Origin of the sequence: Streptomyces sp. NPDC096310, from assembly GCF_044763125.1 — a bacterium.
In the GTDB taxonomy this organism is placed as follows: domain Bacteria; phylum Actinomycetota; class Actinomycetes; order Streptomycetales; family Streptomycetaceae; genus Streptomyces.
Window position 1 is genome coordinate 1 of the sequence record NZ_JBIWFO010000005.1, and the last position, 21,092, is coordinate 21,092.

The 21,092-nt window shown below is 73.2% G+C and carries 19 protein-coding genes and 1 pseudogene; 9 read left to right on the plus strand and 11 right to left on the minus strand.

Annotated features, from left to right (window positions below):
• Nucleotides 1–488: 488 nt before the first annotated feature.
• On the plus strand, nt 489–1,382 hold the full coding sequence (locus ACIQ7D_RS13605; protein WP_403937018.1) for an ABC transporter substrate-binding protein: 894 nt from the start codon (nt 489–491) through the stop codon (nt 1,380–1,382).
• 107 nt (nt 1,383–1,489) lie between these two features.
• On the opposite strand, the gene ACIQ7D_RS13610 is transcribed toward ACIQ7D_RS13605, so the two are convergent.
• Nucleotides 1,490–2,338 carry a hypothetical protein gene (locus ACIQ7D_RS13610; RefSeq protein WP_403937020.1) on the minus strand — a complete coding sequence of 283 codons (849 nt, stop codon included), beginning with the start codon at nt 2,336–2,338 and terminating at the stop codon, nt 1,490–1,492.
• Nucleotides 2,339–2,368: 30 nt separating this feature from the next.
• Nucleotides 2,369–3,049, minus strand: a complete 681-nt coding sequence (locus ACIQ7D_RS13615; protein ID WP_403937022.1) for a GntR family transcriptional regulator — start codon at nt 3,047–3,049, stop codon at nt 2,369–2,371.
• Nucleotides 3,050–3,234: 185 nt separating this feature from the next.
• Between ACIQ7D_RS13615 and ACIQ7D_RS13620 the strand changes: the two genes are divergently transcribed.
• The 3 genes from ACIQ7D_RS13620 to ACIQ7D_RS13630 all read left to right on the plus strand — a co-directional run bounded on the left by ACIQ7D_RS13620 (nt 3,235) and on the right by ACIQ7D_RS13630 (nt 5,489).
• Nucleotides 3,235–3,675: a hypothetical protein gene (locus ACIQ7D_RS13620; RefSeq protein WP_403937024.1), complete on the plus strand. Its 441-nt coding sequence runs from the start codon at nt 3,235–3,237 to the stop codon at nt 3,673–3,675.
• Nucleotides 3,676–3,989: 314 nt separating this feature from the next.
• On the plus strand, nt 3,990–4,484 hold the full coding sequence (locus tag ACIQ7D_RS13625; protein ID WP_403937026.1) for an NUDIX domain-containing protein: 495 nt from the start codon (nt 3,990–3,992) through the stop codon (nt 4,482–4,484).
• Nucleotides 4,485–4,637: 153 nt separating this feature from the next.
• Nucleotides 4,638–5,489, plus strand: coding sequence for a glycoside hydrolase family 75 protein (locus tag ACIQ7D_RS13630; protein WP_403937029.1), 852 nt, complete (start codon nt 4,638–4,640; stop codon nt 5,487–5,489).
• Nucleotides 5,490–5,579: 90 nt separating this feature from the next.
• On the opposite strand, the gene ACIQ7D_RS13635 is transcribed toward ACIQ7D_RS13630, so the two are convergent.
• Together ACIQ7D_RS13635 and ACIQ7D_RS13640 are read right to left on the minus strand one after the other, a co-directional pair.
• Entirely contained in the window at nt 5,580–7,109 is a 1,530-nt protein-coding gene (locus ACIQ7D_RS13635; protein WP_403937032.1) for an amino acid permease, read from the minus strand.
• 109 nt (nt 7,110–7,218) lie between these two features.
• The gene (locus ACIQ7D_RS13640; RefSeq protein ID WP_403937035.1) at nt 7,219–8,226 is read right to left on the minus strand and encodes a hypothetical protein; all 1,008 of its coding nucleotides are present in this window, start codon (nt 8,224–8,226) and stop codon (nt 7,219–7,221) included.
• Between the two features lie 1,259 nt (nt 8,227–9,485).
• Here ACIQ7D_RS13640 and ACIQ7D_RS13645 point away from each other — a divergent pair.
• Both ACIQ7D_RS13645 and ACIQ7D_RS13650 read left to right on the plus strand, forming a co-directional pair.
• Nucleotides 9,486–11,234 (plus strand): TIGR03767 family metallophosphoesterase, encoded by a 1,749-nt coding sequence (locus ACIQ7D_RS13645; RefSeq protein ID WP_403937038.1) that lies wholly within the window; start codon nt 9,486–9,488, stop codon nt 11,232–11,234.
• Between the two features lie 112 nt (nt 11,235–11,346).
• Complete coding sequence (locus ACIQ7D_RS13650) at nt 11,347–12,603, plus strand: DUF4032 domain-containing protein (RefSeq protein ID WP_403937040.1); 1,257 nt, start codon at nt 11,347–11,349, stop codon at nt 12,601–12,603.
• A gap of 15 nt (nt 12,604–12,618) precedes the next feature.
• Here the strand turns inward: ACIQ7D_RS13650 and ACIQ7D_RS13655 are convergent, their stop codons facing one another.
• The 3 genes from ACIQ7D_RS13655 to ACIQ7D_RS13665 all read right to left on the minus strand — a co-directional run bounded on the left by ACIQ7D_RS13655 (nt 12,619) and on the right by ACIQ7D_RS13665 (nt 15,282).
• Nucleotides 12,619–13,644 (minus strand): NAD(P)/FAD-dependent oxidoreductase, encoded by a 1,026-nt coding sequence (locus tag ACIQ7D_RS13655; protein ID WP_403937041.1) that lies wholly within the window; start codon nt 13,642–13,644, stop codon nt 12,619–12,621.
• Complete coding sequence (locus tag ACIQ7D_RS13660) at nt 13,641–14,165, minus strand: isoprenylcysteine carboxyl methyltransferase family protein (protein WP_403937043.1); 525 nt, start codon at nt 14,163–14,165, stop codon at nt 13,641–13,643. Before ACIQ7D_RS13660 ends, ACIQ7D_RS13655 begins: the two co-directional genes overlap by 4 nt.
• Nucleotides 14,166–14,229: 64 nt before the next feature.
• The gene (locus tag ACIQ7D_RS13665; protein WP_403937044.1) at nt 14,230–15,282 is read right to left on the minus strand and encodes a type III polyketide synthase; all 1,053 of its coding nucleotides are present in this window, start codon (nt 15,280–15,282) and stop codon (nt 14,230–14,232) included.
• 157 nt (nt 15,283–15,439) lie between these two features.
• Between ACIQ7D_RS13665 and ACIQ7D_RS13670 the strand changes: the two genes are divergently transcribed.
• A complete protein-coding gene (locus ACIQ7D_RS13670) occupies nt 15,440–16,318 on the plus strand; it encodes a UbiA family prenyltransferase (protein WP_403937046.1) in 879 nt (292 codons plus the stop codon).
• A gap of 51 nt (nt 16,319–16,369) precedes the next feature.
• Here the strand turns inward: ACIQ7D_RS13670 and ACIQ7D_RS13675 are convergent, their stop codons facing one another.
• The gene (locus ACIQ7D_RS13675) at nt 16,370–17,071 is read right to left on the minus strand and encodes a dienelactone hydrolase family protein (RefSeq protein WP_403937048.1); all 702 of its coding nucleotides are present in this window, start codon (nt 17,069–17,071) and stop codon (nt 16,370–16,372) included.
• Between the two features lie 213 nt (nt 17,072–17,284).
• On the opposite strand from ACIQ7D_RS13675, the gene ACIQ7D_RS13680 reads away from it, so the two are divergent.
• Nucleotides 17,285–17,740 (plus strand): tellurite resistance TerB family protein, encoded by a 456-nt coding sequence (locus tag ACIQ7D_RS13680; RefSeq protein WP_403937050.1) that lies wholly within the window; start codon nt 17,285–17,287, stop codon nt 17,738–17,740.
• A gap of 94 nt (nt 17,741–17,834) precedes the next feature.
• Here ACIQ7D_RS13680 and ACIQ7D_RS13685 read toward each other — a convergent pair whose 3' ends face one another.
• From ACIQ7D_RS13685 to ACIQ7D_RS13695, 3 genes are all read right to left on the minus strand, one after another.
• Nucleotides 17,835–18,887: an acyltransferase family protein gene (locus tag ACIQ7D_RS13685; protein ID WP_403937460.1), complete on the minus strand. Its 1,053-nt coding sequence runs from the start codon at nt 18,885–18,887 to the stop codon at nt 17,835–17,837.
• Between the two features lie 229 nt (nt 18,888–19,116).
• Nucleotides 19,117–19,989 (minus strand): SRPBCC family protein, encoded by an 873-nt coding sequence (locus ACIQ7D_RS13690; protein WP_403937051.1) that lies wholly within the window; start codon nt 19,987–19,989, stop codon nt 19,117–19,119.
• Nucleotides 19,986–20,303: an ArsR/SmtB family transcription factor gene (locus ACIQ7D_RS13695; RefSeq protein ID WP_384926637.1), complete on the minus strand. Its 318-nt coding sequence runs from the start codon at nt 20,301–20,303 to the stop codon at nt 19,986–19,988. Before ACIQ7D_RS13695 ends, ACIQ7D_RS13690 begins: the two co-directional genes overlap by 4 nt.
• Before the next feature lie 315 nt (nt 20,304–20,618).
• Between ACIQ7D_RS13695 and ACIQ7D_RS13700 the strand changes: the two are divergent.
• Nucleotides 20,619–21,005, plus strand: a pseudogene (locus tag ACIQ7D_RS13700) (hypothetical protein); the annotation flags it as partial.
• Nucleotides 21,006–21,092: the final 87 nt, after the last annotated feature.

A 21,092-nucleotide genomic window follows, 5' to 3' on the forward strand; every position in this document is an offset into this window, starting at 1 on the left:
GCGATCCGAAAACCGATCACTCTCAACTGCCTTCAACTGTCCCGGCCTTGGCACACCAACTCAACGAGCCAGTACCAGCAAAGTCACCGGTATTGACCCTAGACGAGTCATTCCGAAGGAGCGTCGTCCGCCCCTTGGGGCGGGCGGGGAGGTGACAGGTGCACCGCACTCGCCGCGCTCGCTCCGTCTCGGCGCACTGAACGGTCCTTCGGATGCCGAGCGCAGCCGCAAGGCGCAGGAGGGAAGCGACGCGGGAGCGTCGGTTCCCCCGACATCACCGACAACGCCGCGGATGTGCGTGCATGGCACCTCCCCGCAGACGGGACTCCGGAATGACCCGTCCAGGGCATGGTCCGGAGCGTTTCCGGTGCGTGCGGGGAGTCCGCGCGCCCCGTGCTGGGCAGAGAGTTGGGGGGTGTCCCGTACGAACCCGCGTACGGACACGGCGCCCCGGGCACCGCACCGACACGAGCGGAACGAGGCGAGGCATGGACCCGGGCAGTGGCTGGGAGTTCACGGACGATCGGGGCCGGCTCACCACGGCCGCCGACCGTCCGACACGGGTGGTGGCCTACATACAGGCCGGCGCGACGCTGTGGGACCACGGAGTGCGCCCCCTGGGGATCTTCGGTTCCCACCATGACGGCGAGGCTCAGGACCCGGCGAAGGCGGGCGAACTGCCCCTCGCCGAGCTGCGCTCCTTCGGCGCGGGCAGCGCCTTCGACGGGGAGGCCGTGCACGCCGCGGGCGCGGACCTGGTGATCGCCGTGGGCTACGGCACGGGGCAGGTGTACGGCATCGACCCGGAGGCCGCCAAGCACCTGGAGGAGCAGGTCCCGGTCGTCGTGATCGAGGTGGGCAAGGACCGGTCGCTCGGCTCCATCAGGGACCGGTTCTCGGAGCTGGCGCGCTCGCTGCGGGCGCCGCTGGAGCCCGCGGTGGCAGAGCTGGAGCGCGCGGAGGCGCGGCTGAGGGCGCGGGCGGCGGGGGCCGCGCGCCCCCGAGTGCTGGCGCTCTCCGCGGCCGGGCCCGAGACGGCGTACCTGGCCCGCCCCGACACCTGGCCCGACCTGCGGGCGCTGGCGGAGCTGGGCGTCGACCTCATCTCGCCGGAGGAGGGCGGCGGGGCCAACTGGCGTACGGTCGACTGGGCCGAGGCCGCCGCGCTGGCGCCGGACATCGTCCTCGCGGACGTACGGGCCAACGCGGCGCCGCGTGAGGTGCTCCGGGGCAACGCGCACTGGCGGGCCGTCGAGGAGCGCGCGCGGGTCGTGCCGTGGAACCCGGAGGCGCCGTCCAGCCACCGCGCGCACGCCCGCACGCTCGACACGGTCACGGACGCGCTGGCGGCGGTCGGAGCGGACCCGGCGCACGACGCGTAGGCCCACGGCGCGCGGCGCGCGGCGACGGTCGGCACCGAGCGTCCCCGCCCCGGCCGTCTCCGGTGCGGGGCCGCGGGCGCCTGCCGCGGGCGGCGCGGCCGGGTGTCTCAGCCCTTGCCGAAGAGCTGCGCGGGAAAGGCGCCCGCGGCCTTCGCGGTCCGGGTGAAGCCCTCCCCCAGCTCGGTGAGGCGCGCGGTGGCGACCGCGCCGAGGTGGTCGTACGGGGCGGTGTCGAGGCGGTCGGTGAGCGCCTCGGCCTCGCCGCGCAGGGCCGTCCCGGCCGCCGTGACGTCCCCGCCCTCGTCCAGCAGTCCGCGCTCGCGCAGCCGGTCCTGGGCCGCGGCCCACTGCTCCGCGGACCAGCCACGGGTCCGCATGAGGACGGCCGAGGTCACGGCCTTGCCGGTGGCGTTGTGCAGGACCAGCGCCTCGATCCCGGAGAGACCGGCCACCGTCAGCGCGGCGAGGTGGCCGTCGCCCCGGTGCTCGCGCAGGAGTGTCGCGGCGTGCCACAGGGCCAGGTGCGGTTCCTCCGGCACGGGCAGGCCGGCGTTCGCGGCGTACAGGGGACGTGCCTCACGGCGACACGCCTCCGTGGCGCACAGGGCCAGCTCGGCCGCCTCGGCCATCTCCTTCGATGCGAGCGCGTCCGCCCCGAGCAGTCGGCCCAGCGCCCCGTCGGCGCCGCGCAGCCGCGCCGCGAGCACCGCCTCCGGTGTGGTCACCGTCCATGCCGCGGGTATGTGGCGGGCCACGTGCTCGTGGTTGAAGTTGTAGAACGTCGCCGTGACCGTGCCGGCGCCGACCGGCCCGAGCGGGGCCGCGCGGCCCGCGAAGTAGGCCATGGCTCCCCGCTCCAGGCCGAGCGAGGCGAACGCGTCCGCCGGCTCCGGTGCGAAGTACATGGCCGAGTGCAGGGGGTTGACGGCGTTGTGGCAGCGGCGGCCTGCGGTCATGTCCACGGGGCTCCTGAGTGTGTGGGTCGGTCAGAGGTGGCGGGGGTCGGGCTGTGCGTAGGGTGTGCGTACGGTCAGGTTCTCGGCGGTGTGCCGTACGTGCTGGGCGAGCAGGCCGGCGGCGCGTTCGGCGTCCCGGCTCAGGGCGGCCTCCTCCAGGTCGGCGTGCTCCCGTGCGCCGTCCCGTTCCGGGACGATGGCGCCCGACCAGCGCCGGGCCAGCTCGCTCGCCGTCCACAGGCGGTCGAAGCCGTCCAGGAGGACCGGGTTGCCGCAGCCTTCGAGCAGCGCGCGGTGGAACCGGCGGTGCGCCTCGGACCACGCGTCGCGGACGTACGTACCGCCCGGTTCCCAGGGCGGCGTGCGGGCGAGGTGGTGGTGGGCGGCCCGGACGCCTGCCTCCCAGTCGATGCCGCCCCGTTCGATCGACAGCCGGAGCATCGCCGGCTCGGTGAGGGCGCGCGCCTCCGCGATCTGCTGCCATCGCTCGGCGCCGACCGCCGGGACCGCGAACCCGCGGTTCGGCAGCCGGGCCGCCAGCCCCTCGCCCACCAGGCGGAGCAGGGCCTCGCGTGCGACGGCGAGGCTGACCTTCCCGGCGTTCGCCAGCTCCTGCGGTTTGAGCGCCTGCTCCGGCGCGAACTCCCCCCGCAGGATGGCCGTGCGCAGCGTGGCGTAAAGCCGCTCCGAGGGTGATCGCCGTTCCGCCATGGACCCACGGTAACAGATAATCGATTATTCATCTCATAATCGATTCATGAGTCGCTTTCCCGGTGCCGCCCCGGTGGCGGTGGCCCGCGACGGCGTCGTCCGAACGCGTCACATGTGGACGCCGACAGCCGCTCCGGGGTGCGCCCTTCGTGTATTCGTTCCATTCCCTGGAGTAAGAAGGAGGCATGCGAGTCTGGAGTACGGCCGACATCCCCGACCTGACCGGCACCGGCGCGGTGGTCACCGGCGCCAACAGCGGGATCGGCGCGGCGGTCTCGCTCGCCCTCGCGTGGGCCGGCGCGCTGACCGTGCTCGGCCGGGCGGGGCCGCTCATGGCGGGCAAGCCCGTGGCCGCCAGGCGCGGCACCACAGCCCGCGAGCCCAGCAAGATCCAAACGAGAGGCCCTAGGGCGGAGCGGCTCACTCGCCTGTTCACCCAGTTCGCCTCCGCGGGCGCGCTCCCGGTGCTGCGGGCGGCCACCGATCCGGCCGCGCGGGGCGGGCAGTACTACGGGCCGCGCGGGCCGCTGAAGGTATGGGGCGCCCCCGGGATCGCGCGGTGTCCTCGGCCCGGGCGCGGGACGAGGCGACGGCCGGGAGGCGGTGGGAGGTGTCGGCGCGGCTGACCGGCGTGACACCGGACTTCGGCTGAACCGGGCCCAGGAGGGGAGGAGGAGGGAGCCGTCCCGTAACACCGACCGCCTCTTCCTCCCCGCCGGACGCGGCCAGCGGTGCCCCCGTACGGCGCAACCGTTCATACGATCGGCCCGGTGGTGTCGCTCCGGCACCACCCCACCCTCTCCCCCACCGCCGGGCCCTTCTTTACCGCGTCACGCCTGGGAAACGCACACGACATGCCCGAGCCATGTGCGCCCGCACCTGCGTCCTCGGCATGGTGTTCGCATGGCGACCCGGTTTGCGGGTGCACAGACTTGACGGCATGTCGGGCAAACGAAGCGCGGGACTGCTGCTCCACCGGGTCACGGACTCCGGTGCCGCCGTGCTTCTCGGACACATGGGCGGGCCGTTCTGGTCCGGCCGTGACGACGCGGCCTGGACGATCCCCAAGCGGGAGTACGAGGCCGGCGAGGCGCCCGAGGCGGCGGCGCGCCGGGAGTTCCGGGAGGAGCTGGGGCTGCCGGTGCCCGTGGGGCCCTGGATCCCGCTGGGCGAGTCCCGGCAGCGGGGCGGCAAGACGGTCACCGTCTGGGCCGTCGAGGGAGATCTCGACCCGGACCTGGCCGTGCCCGGCACCTTCACCATGGAATGGCCCCGGGGCTCCGGCGTTCTGCGGGAGTTCCCCGAGCTGGACCGTTTCCGCTGGTTCTCCCTGGCGGACGCCGTGCGGCCGCTGGTGACGGGGCAGCGCGTCTTCCTCGACCGGCTGCGCCGGTACATAGCCGACGGCCGTCCGCCGTCCCGGCCCGGCGGCTGAGCCGCCTCCCCGAGCGGACCGCCGGGCCCGCGACGAGGCCCGCGCCCGGACGCGTACGGCCCCATGGCGCTCCGCGCCGGCGGGCCCGGCGCCGTTCGCGCGCCTCCGCCCGTCCCCCGCCCTCCCCGGACACCCAGGAAAGGGAACTTCTCCGTGCACTCACGCACGCATGTCTTCCTCACCGCCGGCACCGCGCTGCTGGCCGCGGCCGTGGTCCCCGCCACCGTGCTGCCCGCCCTCGCCGTCCCCACGGGCCCGCTGCCCGCCCCGCCGCCCACCGCGGAACCCGCCACCGCCGCCCCCCGGTCCGCCACCGCGCCGTCCACCACCGCGCCCTTCGCCGCCACGCCGGCCGCCGCGGAACCGTCCGCCGCGCGTGCGCCCGTACGGCGCGGCGCCGCCGGGCCTCCCGCCGCCGAGGGCACGGCGAGCGCGGCGGCGCTGCTCGCCCGGGCCGGGGAGTGCGACCCGATCTCCAGCGGGCTCTACCGCACCCGCGACGACACGCCGCCCACCGTGGCCGTCTGCGACACGAAGGGCGCGGTGTTCTGGAAGGCCGACATGGACATCGACTGCGACGGCCAGCTCACGGCGCGGTGCAACCACGAGGCGGACCCGTACTTCCAGGAGCAGACCGCCTTCACCCAGAGCGACGGCCGCCATCTCAACGCGGAGAAGCTGCCGTACATCGTCGTACCGATGACGAGTTCGATCTGGGACCACTCCGCGTCGGGGATCCACGGCGGGTCCGTCGCGGCCGTCATCCACGCCGACAAGGTGCAGTACGCCGTGGTCGGGGACATCGGGCCGCCCGGAATCATCGGGGAGGCGTCGCACGCCGCGGCGCGCGGTCTCGGCATCCTGACCGATCCGGCCGGGGGCGGGGTGCCCTCCGGGGTCACGTACATCGTCTTCAAGCACTCCCAGGTCTCCCCCTTGGAGGACCACGACGCCGCCGTACGGCTCGGCAACGAGCTGGCGAACAAGTTCCTCAGGGAGAACTGAGCGGCCGCGCCCCACAGGGAGAGAGAAAAAAAGGGGGTGGTGGGTACGGGCCGCGGCCCGTACCCACCACCCCGGAGGGACGCCCCTCGGTCAGACGATGCCTTCGGAGATCTCCGACTGCTCGCGGGCGTTGCCGTACGCCTGCGGGGTGCTGTACGAGCCGCGCGCGACGTACCACCAGATGGTCGCCAGCGCCAGGACGACGGCCAGCGCGATCACCGCGTAGTTCATCGAGTCGACGGTCACCGGGTTGCTCTGGGGCAGGCAGAAGAGCACGGTGACCACGGCCACCCACACCACGGCGATCCAGCCGATCGGCCTGCTCCATCGGCCCAGGCTCCACGGGCCCGGCTCGAAGCGGTCCTTGGCCCGCAGCTTCAGGAAGATCGGGATGGCGTAGGCGGGCGTGATGCCGATGACATTGATGGCCGTCACGGCGCCGTACGCGGTCGCGGAGTAGAGGGAGGGGACGGCGAGCACACCGGCGACGATGACCGACAGCCAGACCGCGGGCACCGGTGTCTGCGTACGGCCGCTGACGCGGCGCCACAGCGCCGAGCCCGGGAGCGCGTTGTCACGGCTGAAGGCGAACACCATCCGGCTGGCCGCGGCGACCTCGGCGTTGCCGCAGAAGAGCTGCGCGACGATGACGAGCAGCAGCAGCGCCGTCGCGCCGCTGGTGCCCAGGGCATCGATGAAGATCTGCGCGGGCGGCACGCCGGTGGAGCTGTTCTGGGCGCCGGCGTAGTCCTGGATCGCGAAGGTGAGGCCGGCCAGCAGGGCGAAGCCGGCGATCCAGGAGACCCAGATGGCCCGGACGATGCCGCGCGCCGCCGTGACGGAGGCGTTCGAGGTCTCCTCCGAGAGGTGGGCGGAGGCGTCGTAGCCGCAGAAGGTGTACTGGGCGAGGAGCAGGCCGATGGCCGCGACGTAGAGGGGGTTCTGCCAGCCGGTGTCGTTGACGAATTCGGTGAAGACGAAGGAGGGCGACTGGTGGCTGTCCGGGATGATCGCGAGGACGCCGACGATGACCGCGACACCGATCAGGTGCCACCACACGCTGATCGAGTTGAGCACACTGACCAGCCGTACGCCGAAGAGGTTCAGCACGGCGTGCAGGAGGAGGATGCAGAGGAATATGACGAAGGTCCAGCCGGGGGTGGGGCTGAATCCGAACTGGAGGTTGAGGAACGCCCCGGTGAACAGCGCGGCGCCGTAGTCGATTCCGGCGATCGCGCCGAGCAGTCCGAGCAGGTTGAGCCAGCCGGTGTACCAGCCCCACTTGCGCCCGCCGAGCCGGTCCGCCATGTAGTAGAGGGCGCCCGAGGTCGGGTACGCGCTGGTGACCTCGGCCAGCGCCATGCCGACGCACAGGACGAAGAGTCCGACACCCGCCCAGCCCCACATCATCACGGCCGGACCGCCGGTGCCCATGCCGAAGCCGTAGAGCGTCATGCAGCCGGAGAGGACGGATATGACGGAGAAGCTGATGGCGAAGTTGCCGAAGCCGCCCATACGTCGGGCGAGCACCGGCTGATATCCCAGCTCACGCAACCGCTTCTCTTCGTCGACCGCTGGCGCGGGATCGGTCTTCGACCAGGTCGGCGGGGAAACGGACATGGAACTACCTCCGGAACGGGACACACGAAAAGGCGGGGACGGGGGAGAGAGCGGGGCGGACGGAGGGGGACGGCCGCGGGGAGAGGGTCATGAGCGGTACGGGCGCGGCTCAGCCGGGCGAGCCCTTACGGGATTCGCGCGCGGCGCTGAGACAGCGGCTCCTGGCCCGCAGGAAGACGTCCTCGGCCTCGGCGGCGTCGCCGGGTCTGCGCGTACGGTACGCCCAGGGCACCGAGACGTAGTACGGGCCGAGCGCTTCGAACACCCGGGCCGCCTCGCCGAATTGGAGGGCGCCCCACAGGGCGTGCGCGAGGTGGTTGAGGTCGAGCAGGGACGCCTCGGGCAGAACGGCGTGGTCGAACCAGAGGTTCAGGGCCCGCAGGGCGTCGCGGGTGGCGTCCTCGGTGACCCAGTGCAGGTCGAGGGCCTTCTCGTGGCCGTTGTCGCGGCGGTAGCGCTCCGCCCTGACGAACAGCGGCATGGCGTGCAGCGGCGAGCCCTCGGGGGCGGCGGAGGCGGCCCACTGGACGAAGTTGACCGCTTCCGAGAGGGAGCCGTCGGACCGGCGCGCGTACACGAACTGCAGCATCCGGTGGTACGCCTCGCGGTTGTACGGATCGCGCTTGTCCACCTCGGCGAGCAGGGCCCACGGGCCGGGGAACAGCATCGGCCCCGGAGGCGGCAGCCGGTGCTCCTCCAGCCGCTGCTTGGTGTCGAGTTGGGACAGCGCCAGCAGACACACCCAGGGCACCGGGTCGGCGGGGGCCTGCCGGGCGGAGGTGCCGCACGCCTCCCACGCCTGCTGCCACAGCTCCTGGGTGCGCGCGTGGCCCTCGCGGTGGGCGCGTACGGCGCGTTCGACCAGGACGCGGGTGTGCATAACGCTCGCGGCGACGCTGCCGGGCTCCTCGCTCCGCCACGCCTGTACGGCGTCGGAGCCGGCGGCCACGGCGGCCAGCACCTGGGTGCGCTGGGTCCACAGGGACCAGTCGCGGGTCCCGTCGAGGAGGTTGCGCATCGAGACCCAGCGCCCGGTGCGCAACTCCTGCACGGCCGCGCGCAGATCGTTGTCGTGGCCGGCCGGGTGGTAGACGGGTCGGAAGTTCTCACTCGCCATCAGTGGTGCTCCGTCCGCCGGTTGGGCTCCGTCCGTGCGCAGGGGAACTGAGGTGCGTCAGGGGCTAGCACCGGCTCTCCGCCCCCGCCCCTGGTGGTCCCGGGACCCGGAGATGACGGGCGGTGCCATGGTCCAGGAGACCGCCGAAGAGGCGCCCGGATGAGTGGATGGTCGACATAGATCCTCAAGGACAGTGGGGGGTGAAACGTTCCGGCTGGGTCATGCGAAGACGCGGTCGTACCACGCCCACCGGCCGGGCGAACTGATCGAGCACACCCTGCCGCTGCGGCGATCAGTGTAGGGGCCCCGGTACGGCCCTTCGAACACTTTGCTGATCTTTCGCAACTCTCCGTTGATCAAGCGAGGTTACGCCTGTGTCCCGCGAAGGCTCTCCGGGCCGCGCGTGACGGTGACGTAACGGGAGCACTTCGACGCTCACGGTACGGATCGGTCCGCACCGGGAGCCTCCGGTCCCGCCGAGCCCGCTCTCCCCCTCTGACCTGCATCGCAGTGATCTGCGCCACGCCCGGCCCGGTCCCGGCGTCCGTCCTCGGTCCGGTGGGTGTCCCACGGTGCGGACGCACGGTCCGTCCGCGCAGGGCGAACAGGCCGCGCCGTCGGGGTGGAACTGTGACCCAACCGGAATCTACGCAGGGGACATGGGGCAGGGGCGGGTGGCCGGCGGTCCGTCGCTCCCCCCGCCGACCTGGGACGACCTGGGACGACCGTCCCCGGCCCGGGCATTGCAGGCGCACACGACGGCACATGCCTCCGGTCTCCTCCCCGCCGGCGTCCGGCGGACGGCCACGGCGCGCGGGACCGCGTACAAAAGGAGGCCGCGCACAAAAGGGGACCGCGTACGAAGAAAGGGGACGGCCCCACCGGCGAGGGGGTGCGCCGGTGGGGCCGGGAAGGCTCAGGCGGCCGAGGGGGAAGGGCCGTGAGCATGGCTCGATGATGCGTGTGCCCGCTCTCCCGCGACCTATGCGTCCGGCGCGGGCCAGGTTTTCCGGCCCCCGCCGGCCGGGTGCCGCTCCGCCCCCTTCCCCGTGCGGTGAACGGTGAGTGACCTCTTCCGGTCCTGCGGCCGAGGGTACGGCGACGCTTGGCCGCCGCGGTGATCCCTGTGTGGAGATGGGTGTCGGACGTTGGAACGTCGTTCACGCGCAGGCCACGCCCGGTGTCAAGCATCAAAGGAGCAGCCAGGGGGCCGTCCCCCGGCGCGCTTGCTGACGCGCTCGCACTCGGGAGACCGGACCATGACACGCATACGCTCCGCAGTCACCGCCGTCGACCGCCGTTCCTTCCTCACCGCGACCGGAGCGGTCGGTGTGTCGGCGGGGATCGGGCTGGCCCTCGGCGCGGGCGGCAACTCCGGGGAGGCTTCCGCCGCGTCCTCGTCCGCCGTTCCCGGCCCGCGCGGCCCGGTGGCCCCCACGGCCACGGCGGCCCCGGTCCGTACCCCCGCCGTGCCCGCCCGTACGACCCTGGACACGGTCGCAGCGCCGCGCGACACGGCCGCGGCCTACCGCCGGCTCGGCGACGGCCCCGGGTGGCGCCGGGTCGTACGGGAGCAGCTCGCCGCCCCGCGGGCCGGGCGCGCCATGCGGCGCACCGTACTCACCTCCTTCGTACAGCTCACCGATCTGCATCTGGTGGATGTGCAGCACCCCGTGCGCACCGAGTACCTGCGCTCGCAGCAGCTCTCGGGATGGCGCCCGCAGGAGGCGCTGACGGTGCCGGGCGCGGTGGCCCTGATCGAGCAGATCAACGCGCTCAGGAAGGGGCCGGCCACGGAGGCGCCGCTCTCCTTCGCGGTGACGACCGGCGACAACACCGACAACAACTCGCACGCGGAACTCGCCTGGTTCCTCACGGTGATGAGCGGCGGCCGCGTCTCCCCCAACACCGGCGACCCGCGCCGCTACGAGGGCGTGCAGAACTCCGGCGAACGGCTCTTCTGGCACCCCGAGGACGCCCTGCGCGACACCGACAAGCGGCTCGGCTACCCCCGTATCGACGGATTCCTCGACGCCGCGATCCGCTCGGTGAACAGCCCGGGGTTGCGGATCCCGTGGTACTCGACCGTCGGCAACCACGACGGTCTGGCGAGCGGCGCGATGGCCGACCGGAGCGGATTCCTCGCGGAGTTCGCCGTCGGGGCGAAGAAGCTGTACGGGATCCCGGACGCCGAGGCCAAGGAGATGCTGAAGCTGCTCTCGAAGGGCGGCGACCCCTCCGGCGCCAAGCTGATCGACCTGCTGCGCCGCTCGAAGCGGCGGATGCGCACCATCACGCCCGACCCGGGCCGAGCGCCCTTCGGTCCGCGCGACTATCTGAAGGCGCACCTCGATCCGGCGCGTGCCGGGGCCGGCCCGGCCGGGCACGGCTACACGGCGGCCAATCTCGACGGCGACACGCTCTACTACACGTTCCCGATGGGCGAGAACGTCACCGGGATCAGCCTCGACACCACCGACCGGGGCGGACACTACACGGGCTCGCTCAACACCGCCCAGTTCACCTGGCTGAAGCGGACGCTCAAGGAGCACAAGGACAACTACGTCGTGGTCTTCAGCCACCACAACAGCTGGACGATGACCAACACCCACCCCGACCCGGCACACCCCGGCGAGGCGCGCCACAGCGGCGACGAGGTGCTGGAGCTGCTGGGGCGCAGTCCACAGGTGCTGGCCTGGGTGAACGGGCACAGCCACCGCAACGCGGTAGCGCCGCGCGGGGGCTTCTGGGAGATCTCCACGGCGTCGCACATCGACTTCCCCCAGCTCGCCCGGGTCATCGAGATCGCGGACAACAACGACGGCACACTGTCGCTGTTCACCACTCTGATCGAGTCGTCCGCGCCGCACCGCACCGACTTCGCGGACCTCTCGCAGACCGGGCTCGCGGCGCTCTACCGGGAGCTGTCGCACAACGCGCCGGGCTCCACCACGGCTCCGGCGGGTACGTCCACGGACCGCAACACCGAACTTCTGCTGACCCGCTGACACCATGGGGGCGGTACGCGTGACGGCGCCGGGGTGGCACAATCCGACCCGGCACACGGTCCCCGGCGGCCGGGGACCCGGTGCCCGTCCGACGACCGCAGTGGGAGGCACCATGGCGCTCCAGATCAGCGCGACCAACCCGGAGCAGCCGGCCGTACTCCTGGACCTGCCCTGGAACCTTCCGCTCGACCGTTGGCCCGACGCGTGCCTGGTCGCGCTCCCGCGCGGGATCTCGCGCCATGTGGTCCGCTTCGCCTCGGCCGGTCCCGAGGTCGTGGCGGTCAAGGAGATATCCGAGCGGGGCGCGGTGCGCGAGTTCGGGCTGCTGCGCGATCTGCACCGCCTGGGCATTCCCGCCGTGGACCCGGTGGCGGTGGTGACCGGCCGGACGGACGCGGACGGCGCGCCGCTGGAGCCGACGCTGATCACCCGCCATCTCAAGGGCTCGCTGCCGTACCGCTCGATGTTCGAGTCGACGATGCGTCCGACCACCGTGAAGCGGCTGATGGACGCACTGGCCGTGCTGCTCGTCCGGCTGCATCTGGCCGGGTTCGCCTGGGGCGACTGCTCGCTGTCCAACGCGCTGTTCCGGCGGGACGCCGGGGCGTACGCCGCCTATCTGGTGGACGCCGAGACCGGTCAGCTCCAGCAGAACCTCAGCCGGGGGCAGCGCGAGTACGACATCGAGCTGGCCCGGGTCAACATCGCCGGTGAGCTGATGGACCTGGAGGCGTCGGGCGCGCTGCACCCGTCGGTCGACCCCGTGCCGTTCGGCACGGCGATCGTACGGCGGTACGAGGACCTGTGGCACGAGGTGACGCGCGAGTCGGTGTACCCGGTGGACAAGCGCCACTACATCGACCGGCGGATCCGCCGTCTCAACGATCTCGGCTTCGACGTGGCGGAGATGCAGATCGAGCGCTCCCCCCAGGGCGACACCGTCACGTTCCTGCCCAAGGTGGTGGACGCGGGCCACCACCAGCGCCAGCTTCTGCGGCTGACCGGTCTTGACGCCGAGGAGAACCAGGCGCGGCGGCTGCTCAACGACCTGGAGAGCTGGATGGCGGGCGAGGACGACTACGCCCCGGGCGATCCGCTGGGTGCCAGGCCCGAGGTGCTGGCGCACCGCTGGGTGCGGGATGTGTTCCGGCCGACCGTACGGGCGGTGCCGCGGGAGCTGCGCGGGGAGATGGACGCGGCGCAGATCTACCACGAGGTGCTGGAGCACCGCTGGTACCTGTCGGAGGGGGCCGGGCGCGACATCGGTCTGGAGGCGGCGATCGAGGACTATCTCGCGCATGTCCTGCCGCACTCGGTGGCCGCGCTGGCCCCGCCGGTGCCGGACCCGTCCGCCGACCTGTCCCCCTGAACCGCGGGCGGGCGGTCACTGGAGGGCGCGTACCACCGTCCGGAAGAGCGACGGGGCCCGCGCCGCCGCCGGGACCAGCAGCCGGGCGCCCGCCGGACGGCCCGTGACCCGCAGCAGGCCTTCCGTCAGCAGCCGGTGGCGGCGGGTCAGCGCGCGCCAGGCCCCCTCGTACTCCTGGGGCCGCCCGGCCCGCAGACAGCGCACCGCCGCCCGGGCCGACGCCAGGGCGAGCGCGATGCCCTCGCCGGTGAGCGCGTCGACATAGCCGGCCGCGTCGCCCACGAGCAGCACCCGCCCCGCCGACCTGTGGCGCACGCGGCGGCGCAGCGGGCCCGCGCCGCGTACGGCTCCGGCGGGCGCGCCCGCGAGCCGGGCCCGCAGGTCGGGGAAGGCGGCGAGGTGGTCGTCGTAACCGCGCCGGACCGTGCTCAGTACGGCCACGCCCACCAGATCACCGGCCACCGGCGTCACATACGCCTCACCGTCCTCACCGGTCGCCGACCAGTGCACCTCGACGAAGTCCGTCCACGGCGCGAGCCGGTAGTGCCTGCGCTGCCCGTAGCGCCGGGGGCCCCGTCCTGGCAGCTCCAGGCCGAGGCCGCGCCGTACCGGTGAGTGCAGCCCGTCCGCGGCCACCAGCCAGCGCGCCCGCAGCCCGGCGGCCGTCACCACGTCGGCGCTCTGGTCGATGTCCCCGACCCGGCCGGTGACGGTCCGTACGCCGGTCTCCTCGGCCCGCCGCGCCAGCGCCGCGTGCAGGGCCGTGCGGCGTACGCCGAGGCCGGGGCCCGCGTCGAAGGCGGCCTCCGCGCGGTGCGCGCCGTGGACGTACCGGATCCCGCGCAGGGCGTGGCCGTCCGGTCCTTCGAGGCCGAGGGCCGCCAGCGCGCGGACGCCCGCGGGCATCACGCCCTCGCCGCACGCCTTGTCGACCGGGGTGGGGCGCGGCTCGATCACCACGGTCTCCAGACCGGCCAGGGCGGCGTGCACGGCGGTGGCGAGTCCGGCCGGTCCGCCGCCGGCCACCAGCAGATCGATCACGGCCGGGCGCCTGTCACGGCCGTCCGCAGCGCGCCGTTCTCGCACCGTATCCGGACGGTCAGCAGAGCGGCGTCGAGCACGGTGAACACCAGTGCGGTCAGCCAGGCCCCGTGCACGAGGGGCAGCGCGACGCCCTCGGCCACGACCGCCACGTAGTTGGGGTGGCGCAGCAGCCGGTACGGGCCGCCCGTCACCAGGGGCAGCCCCGGCACGACCAGGACCCGGGTGTTCCAGCGCGGTCCCAGGGTGCGGATGCACCACCAGCGCAGCGCCTGCGCGGCGACCAAGACCGCGAGCATCGTCCAGCCGAGCGCGGGCACGAACGGCCGGCCGGCGAGCGCCACTTCGGCGAGGCAGCCGACCAGCAGGCCGGTGTGCAGGACGACCATGGGCGGATAGTGTCCCCGCCCGCGTTCGACGGCGCCGCGCGCCAGGCTCCAGCGGGCGTTGCGGCGGGCGACGGCCAGTTCGGCGACGCGCTCCGCGGCCACCGCCAGGACGAGCACGGTGTACCAGATCATCTCCATCCCCTACCTCTCTGCCCTTTCTGTCTCTTCCGTCCCTTCTGTCCTCGTGGTACCGCGGCTACCAGCGGAGCAGGACCAGTTCGGAACAGAATCCGGGCCCCATCGCGAGCAGCAGCCCCGCCGTACCGGCCGGTGGCGGGCGCTCCGCCAGGGTGTCGCGCAGGACGTGCAGGACCGAGGACGAGGACAGGTTGCCCACGGCGGCCAGCGAGCGCCAGGTGAGGTCGAGGGCGCCGGGCGGCAGGGCGAGGACCTCCTCGACGACCTCCAGGACCTTCGGCCCGCCGGGGTGGCACACCCAGGCGGTGATGTCCTCGCGCGCCAGCCCGTGGCCGGCGAGGAAGCCGTCCACGTCGGCGGCGAGGTTCTTCCGTACGACGTCGGGGACGCCGGCGTCCAGGACGATCCGGAAGCCGGAGCCGGTGATGTCCCATCCCATCACGTGTTCGGTGTCCGGGTAGAGATGGCTGCGGGTGGAGACGACGGCGGGGCCCGTGGCGCGGCGCCGGGCGCCGCAGGCGACGACCGCCGCCGCGCCGTCGCCGAAGAGCCCGGAGGCCACGAGGTTGGCGGTGGAGGCGTCGTCCCTCTGGAAGGTGAGGGAGCACAGCTCCACCGAGAGCAGGACGGCGACGTCCCCGGGGTGGCCCAGCAGGTAATCGTGGAGCCGGGCGATCCCGGCCGCTCCGGCGACACAGCCGAGGCCGAAGACGGGCACTCTCTTGACGTCGGGGCGCAGCCCGAGCCGCGCGACCAGGCGCGCGTCCACGGAGGGCGCGGCGATACCGGTGACGGACGTGAACATCAGCAGGTCGACATCGCGCGGGGAGAGCCCCGCCGCGTCCAGCGCGCCGCCGATCGCCTCGGCGCCCAGTGGGACGGCCGTCTCGATGAAGGCGTCGTTGACCGCGCCGAAGTCTTCGAGTGCGCCGTACCGGTCGAGCGGCAGGGCCGTATGACGCGTGGTCACACGGGCGGCGCGGTGCAGCCGGTCGAGGATCCGACGGTCGGCCCCGGCGGGCAGACAGCTCCTGGCGACGGTGTCCGTGAGGTCCTGCTGGCGGTGCTGATGCGGAGCCAGGGCTCCGTGGACGGCTGCGATGCGAGTCATCTGCGGTCCGGGGTCGGAGGGCGAACTGACGTGCAATCCCTGCCCCCGCACCGCCGCGCCACACGCGAAGTCGCCTGTACGGCCCTCGGGTGGCGGACCGGTGCACCGGGCCCGACGCCATGCGGCCCCGGCGGACGAGCGGCCCTACGATGGGTCCGTGGAGGCGAGGGACGAATCGGACGTCGCGGTCGGCGGGCCGCTCGGCGGGTTGCCGGGGCGGTGGCCGCGGTCCACGGGCGGGCTGCTGAGGGCGTGTCATCCGGGGCCGACGGCCGTGGTGACGCTGGTGGTGGCCGGGCTCGCGGTGGCCGCCGGGCAGGACGGTCCCGGCTGCGTCCTGGCGACCACGGCCGTGCTGGCGGGGCAGCTCTCCATCGGCTGGGGCAACGACGCGGTCGACGCGGCGCGGGACGGCGCGGCGGGCCGGCGGGCCAAGCCCGTGGCGGGCGGGGCGGTGACCGCGCGCGCCGTACGGGGCGCGGCGCTGGCCGCGCTGGCCCTGTGCGTACCGCTCTCGCTGCTGTACGGGGCGCTCGCCGGGGCGGTGCATCTGGTGGGCGTGGCGGCGGGCTGGGCGTACAACCTGGGGGTGAAGTCGACGGCGGCGTCCTGGCTGCCGTACGCGATCGGGTTCGCCTCCCTGCCCGCCTTCGTGACGCTGGGTCTGCCGGGGCGGCCCCTGCCCGCCTGGTGGGTGGTGGCCGCGGCGGCGCTGGTGGGGGTGGGGGCGCATCTCGGCAATGTTCTGCCGGACATCGCGGACGACCTGGCGGCGGGGGTGCGCGGCTGGCCGCAGCGGCTGGGCCCGGCGGGGGTACGGATGCTGCTGCCGGCCCCGCTGGTGGCGGCCACGGCGCTGCTGGCGCGGGGCGCCCCGGGCGGCGCGGGGGCGCTCGCCCTGGCGGTGGCGCTGGTCGCCGGGGCCGGTGGCGCGCTGCTGGGGCGGCACCGGCCGAGGGCGGCGTTCCTGGCGGCCGTTCTGGTCGCGGGGGTCAATGTGGCGCTGCTGCTGGGGCGGGGGACGGCGCTCGCCTGAGAGCCCGCCGCCCCCCGCTCCCCCGCCCGGCGGGTGCCGGGCGGGCGCGCGTCAGGCGGAGCCGAGCCGGGCGCCGAGGAAGGCGAGCGTACGGTCCCACGCCTGCCCGGCCGCCTCGGCGTGGTACGCCTCGGGGCGGTCGTCGTTGAAGAAGGCGTGGCCGGCCCCCGGGTAGAGATGGAAGACCGGGATGATGCCGGACTGCGCCTCGATGGTCGCCTTCAGTTCGTCGAGGCTCTGCGGGGGCACGCTCTCGTCCCGCTCCCCGTAGTGGCCGAGGATGTCCGCCTTGAGCCCGGAGAAGTCCGGCACACCGTCCTTGTTGACGCCGTAGAACGGCACTGCTGCGGAGACCCGGGGGTCCGCGGCGGCGAGGCTGAGGACGAAGCCGCCGCCCATGCAGAAACCGACGCCGCCGACCGTGGCGCCCTCCGTCTCCGGCCGGTCCAGCAGATAGTCCACGGCCCCGGAGAGCAGTTCGACGCCCCGGGCGGTGGGCAGTTCGCTCATCATCCGCAGCGCTTCGCCGGAGTCGTGGGCGACCTGGCCGCCGTACAGGTCGGGGGCGAGCGCGACATAGCCGGCCTGGGCGAAGCGGTCGGCGATGTCCTTGATGTGGGCGGTCAGGCCCCACCACTCCTGGATGACGATGATGCCGGGGCCGTGTCCGGCGGGCGGAACGGCGAGATAGCCGTACGCGGTGGTCCCGGCGCTCGGGAAGGAGACGTTCTGGAGGGTGGGCTCGGTCGGCATGACGGGTGCTCCCAGCGGGCTGTAGGTCGGTGGTGCCGGTGCGGTCGGTGGTCGGCGGGCACGTTACCCCGGACCGGCGTGGAGAGTGCCGTACCGGCACGGACATGAGCCCCCGGCGGTACGGAAATGAACCGGCTCGCCCGCACGGGCACGCGACGGCGCTCCCGCACGTTGTCGGATTGTTCTGTGTGACACCTGAGGAGAGATGAACGAATGGCCCTGTGGGACCGGTTCAAGGAATCCGCCGCGACGATGCAGACGCAGCTCATGGCGAAGAAGAACGATCTCAAGAGCGGCGCCTTCCGCGACGCGAGCATGGCCATGTGCGCCCTGGTCGCCGCCGCCGACGGCTCCGTCGACCCGGTGGAGCGGCAGCGGGTCGCTTCGCTGATCGCCTCCAACGAGGTACTTCAGAACTTCCCGGCGGAGGACCTTCAGCGGCGCTTCGACGACTATCTGAACAAGCTCACGGCCGACTTCGCGTTCGGTAAGGTCAACGTTCTCCAGGAGATCGCCAAGGCCAAGAAGAAGCCCGAGGAGGCGCGGGCGGTCGTCCAGATCGGCATCGTCATCGGGGGCGCCGACGGCGACTTCGACGCGACGGAGCGGGCCGTGGTCCGCGAGGCGTGCTTCGCGCTGGACCTACCGCCGCACGAGTTCGACCTCTGAGACCACCCGGTCCCGAGCGTGCTTGAGCGCGGCGGCGGGGGGGGGGGGGGGGGGGGCCCCCCCCCCCCCCCCGCCGGGCTGTTCCCCAGGGTGGCTACTTCCCGTGCCGCTCCACGGGGTCCTTCTCGAAGGCCCATTCCATCCGGGGCTCCAGGGCGAAGCGGAAGAGCCGCTGGACCGGCGCCGTGCAGAGCAGGGTGACGACGGCTCCGGCGAGGAGCGTCACGAAGACCGCGCCGAGCGGGGTGTGCAGCCACCCGGCGCCGTACCAGCCCCAGGTGGACGCGGCCTGGGCGAGGAATCCGTGCAGCAGGTAGCCGCAGAGCGTGCCCGCGCCCAGTGCGGTGAACCACATGCGGCGGCCCGGGATCCAGGCGTAGAAGCAGGCGGTCAGCACGAGCGAGCAGCCGAACAGCGCGAAGGTCATCAGGATGCCGGCCCACCACGGAGAGCCCAGTTCCTGCGCGCTGTCGCGGTGGAAGAACCACCCCATGTTCATCCGGGTGACGGCCCAGTACGCGAAGACCACGGTCAGCGCGGCGACGGGAACGGCCAGGATCCGCGCCTCGCGCCGGCGGACGAGCTGGAAGTGCTCGGGTTTGAGCCGCAGACCGAGCACGAAGAACGGCAGGAACTGCAGGACCCGCTGGAGGTCGAAGTCGTCACCGATGTTCGGCGAGGTGGTCGCGAGCGCCGCGACGCACAGCGCGACCGGGACGGGCCATCGGACGAGCCGCCAGATCGGCGCCGTGATCCGCCAGACGAACAGGGCGAGCAGGAACCAGGTCAGATACCACGGGTCGAGCAGGCTGATCGGCATGGACGGGTCGTCCGCGGCCCATCGGTGGAAGAGGCTGTACGCGGTTTCGAAGACGACGTACGGCACGACGACGCCGGTGAGCAGTCGGCGCACCCGGTCGGGGCGGAAGTCGAAACTGCGGGAGAAGTAGCCGGAGATGATGATGAAGGCCGGCATGTGGAAGGCGTAGACGACGATGTACAGCGCCGACACCGCCCGGCTGCCGTCCCGCAGCGGTTCCCACGCGTGCCCCATGGCGACCAGCACGATCGCCAGGTACTTCGCATTGTCGAAGAAGGCGTCCCGCTTTCGGGCCGGTGGAGGCGGCGCGGCCGGAGCCGCCTCCACGTCCGGCCGGGAGGGCGCATCCCGTGTCTGATCTGCGAGTTGTCCGGTCGCTTGCGTCACACTGCCTCCCCGGGGGAACTCGGGGCGGCGCGCACGCCTCTTGACATGTTCGTGGGGGGAAACCGCGGAGCAAACATTCAAGGCACCCTAACCAGGCGCACCGCACTCTCTCCAATCGGGTGGGTGCCGGGGGTTCGGGCGGCGCGCGGCCGGAGCACGGCGGGACGCGTCACGCGTCCACGAGCGCGGCCGCGAGCTGTTCGATCCGGGCCCGCCACGCGGCGAGCGCGGCGTCCGTGTCCCAGCCCACCGGCCCGGTCTGGGTGAGGACGAGACGGGCGCCGTGCCCGGTACCCTCGCCGAGCTCCCAGGTCACCGAGGAGTGCGGCTCGACGGCGTACGTCAGCGACCGGGGCGCCCGTACCTCCGTGACCGGGCCCGCCGGGGCGCCGGCCACGGTGAAGCCCTCCGGGACGGGCAGGCCGGCCACCGGCTCGATCCCGGCCGAGAGCACCGCCCAGACCGTCTCGGCCGGCCGGACGAGCTGCCGCTCGAAGCGGACCCGCCACCCCTCGGAGCCGTCAGGACCGACCGGCTCGGCCGTCCCCCGGTCGAGACCGAACCGGCTGATGTACGACTCGTGGAGGCCGCCCCTGTCCCGGCCGGCGTCGGCCGGGGCGCCGTCGAGGAACCGGGCGAGGGCTCCGACGCAGAGGTGCCAGCCGGAGGCGAAGCTCGCGGCGCCCGGCCGGTCGCCGAAGGTGTGGACGAGCGTGAGAAGCGATCCTTCGCCGTCCGGGGTGACGGTCCAGCTCAGATGGTCCGTCCCCCAGGTGAAGGCGAAGAGGCGGGGCTCCTCGACATCCGTGACCGTACCGGTCATCCCCGGGTCGCCGGGCGCGGCGCCGGGGAAGCGGAAGCCCATCGCGCCGCCCGGGGTGAGGTCCACCGTGACCTCCGAGGGGAACCACCGGCCGAGGGCGGCCGGATCGGTGAGCGCGGCCCAGACCTTCTGCGGGGGGTGGGGCAGTCTGCGCTCCATCCGCAGGGCGCTGCGACCGTCGGCCGTGGTCAGCGTGGTGTCGTGCGGGGTCGTGTTCATGAGGGGTCGTCCTCCATCGCGTCGAGATGCCGTTCGAGCGCGTCGAACGCGCCGGCCCACAGATGCCGGTAGTGGGCGAGCCAGGCGTCGAGCTCCGCGAGGGGCTCGGGGCGCAGCTCGTACCAGCGGCGCTGGGCCTCCTGCCGGACCCGGACGAGTCCGGCCTCGCGGAGCGCGCGCAGATGCTTCGAGGTACCCGGCTGGCTCAGCCCGAGACGCTCCGTGAGCTGGCCCACCGTGTACGGGCGCTCCAGAAGGAGGTCCAGGATCTTCCGCCGGTTCGGCTCTGCGAGGACATCGAACGGTATGGGCATGAACCCAATATACCCCTCCAGGCATATAGCCGCATGGTTATGTATGGGCTTCGCCACGCACGGCCGCGGATTCTGTCCGGAACCACATGGTGACAACCTGTCAACAGACCACGCATAGTTGGAAGTTCGGGCACGAGAGCCACGGAAGGGGCACCTCCCCCATCGGGGGAGAACGGCCCCGTGGACGCGCCCGGCGCTCCGCCCGCGCACGCCCCCCAGCACCGCCCCGACACCACCCTCAGCACCGCCCGAGCACCTCCCCAGCACTGCGGCCCAGGCCACCCGGCCCCACAGAACGGCGCAAGGAGAGCGGCCGTGCATGACGAATTCCTGTGCCATGTCACCGCGTACGGAATATGCGGCGGACAGCGTATCGGCGTTCCTCTGGGCACCTATCGCGCCCCCACTCTGGCACTTGCACTGTGGTGGTTGCGGGATCGCGCGACCTGGATCGCGGAGAGGCTCGATCCCAGCCCCGAGAGCCATCACTTTCCGGCCGAGGCGCTCGCGCCGGTGGCCCGGGGGGTGCCGGACGTACCGACGACGCTCCGCGCCTGGCGGGACGACGTGGCGCACCAGGACATGATCGCGGAGCATCTCGCCGCGGGCCGGCTGATCCGGGTGGCCACCCGCGACGACACGACGGAGTACGAACTGCTCGCCGAGTCGGTCGACGCGCTGCGGATGGACCGGGCGCTGCCGACGCCGGGCGCGCACGAGCCGGTGCCGGAGAGACCGGCGCCCCTGGAGCCGGCGTTCTGGTCCCCGCAGCCGGCGGCGCTGCACGAG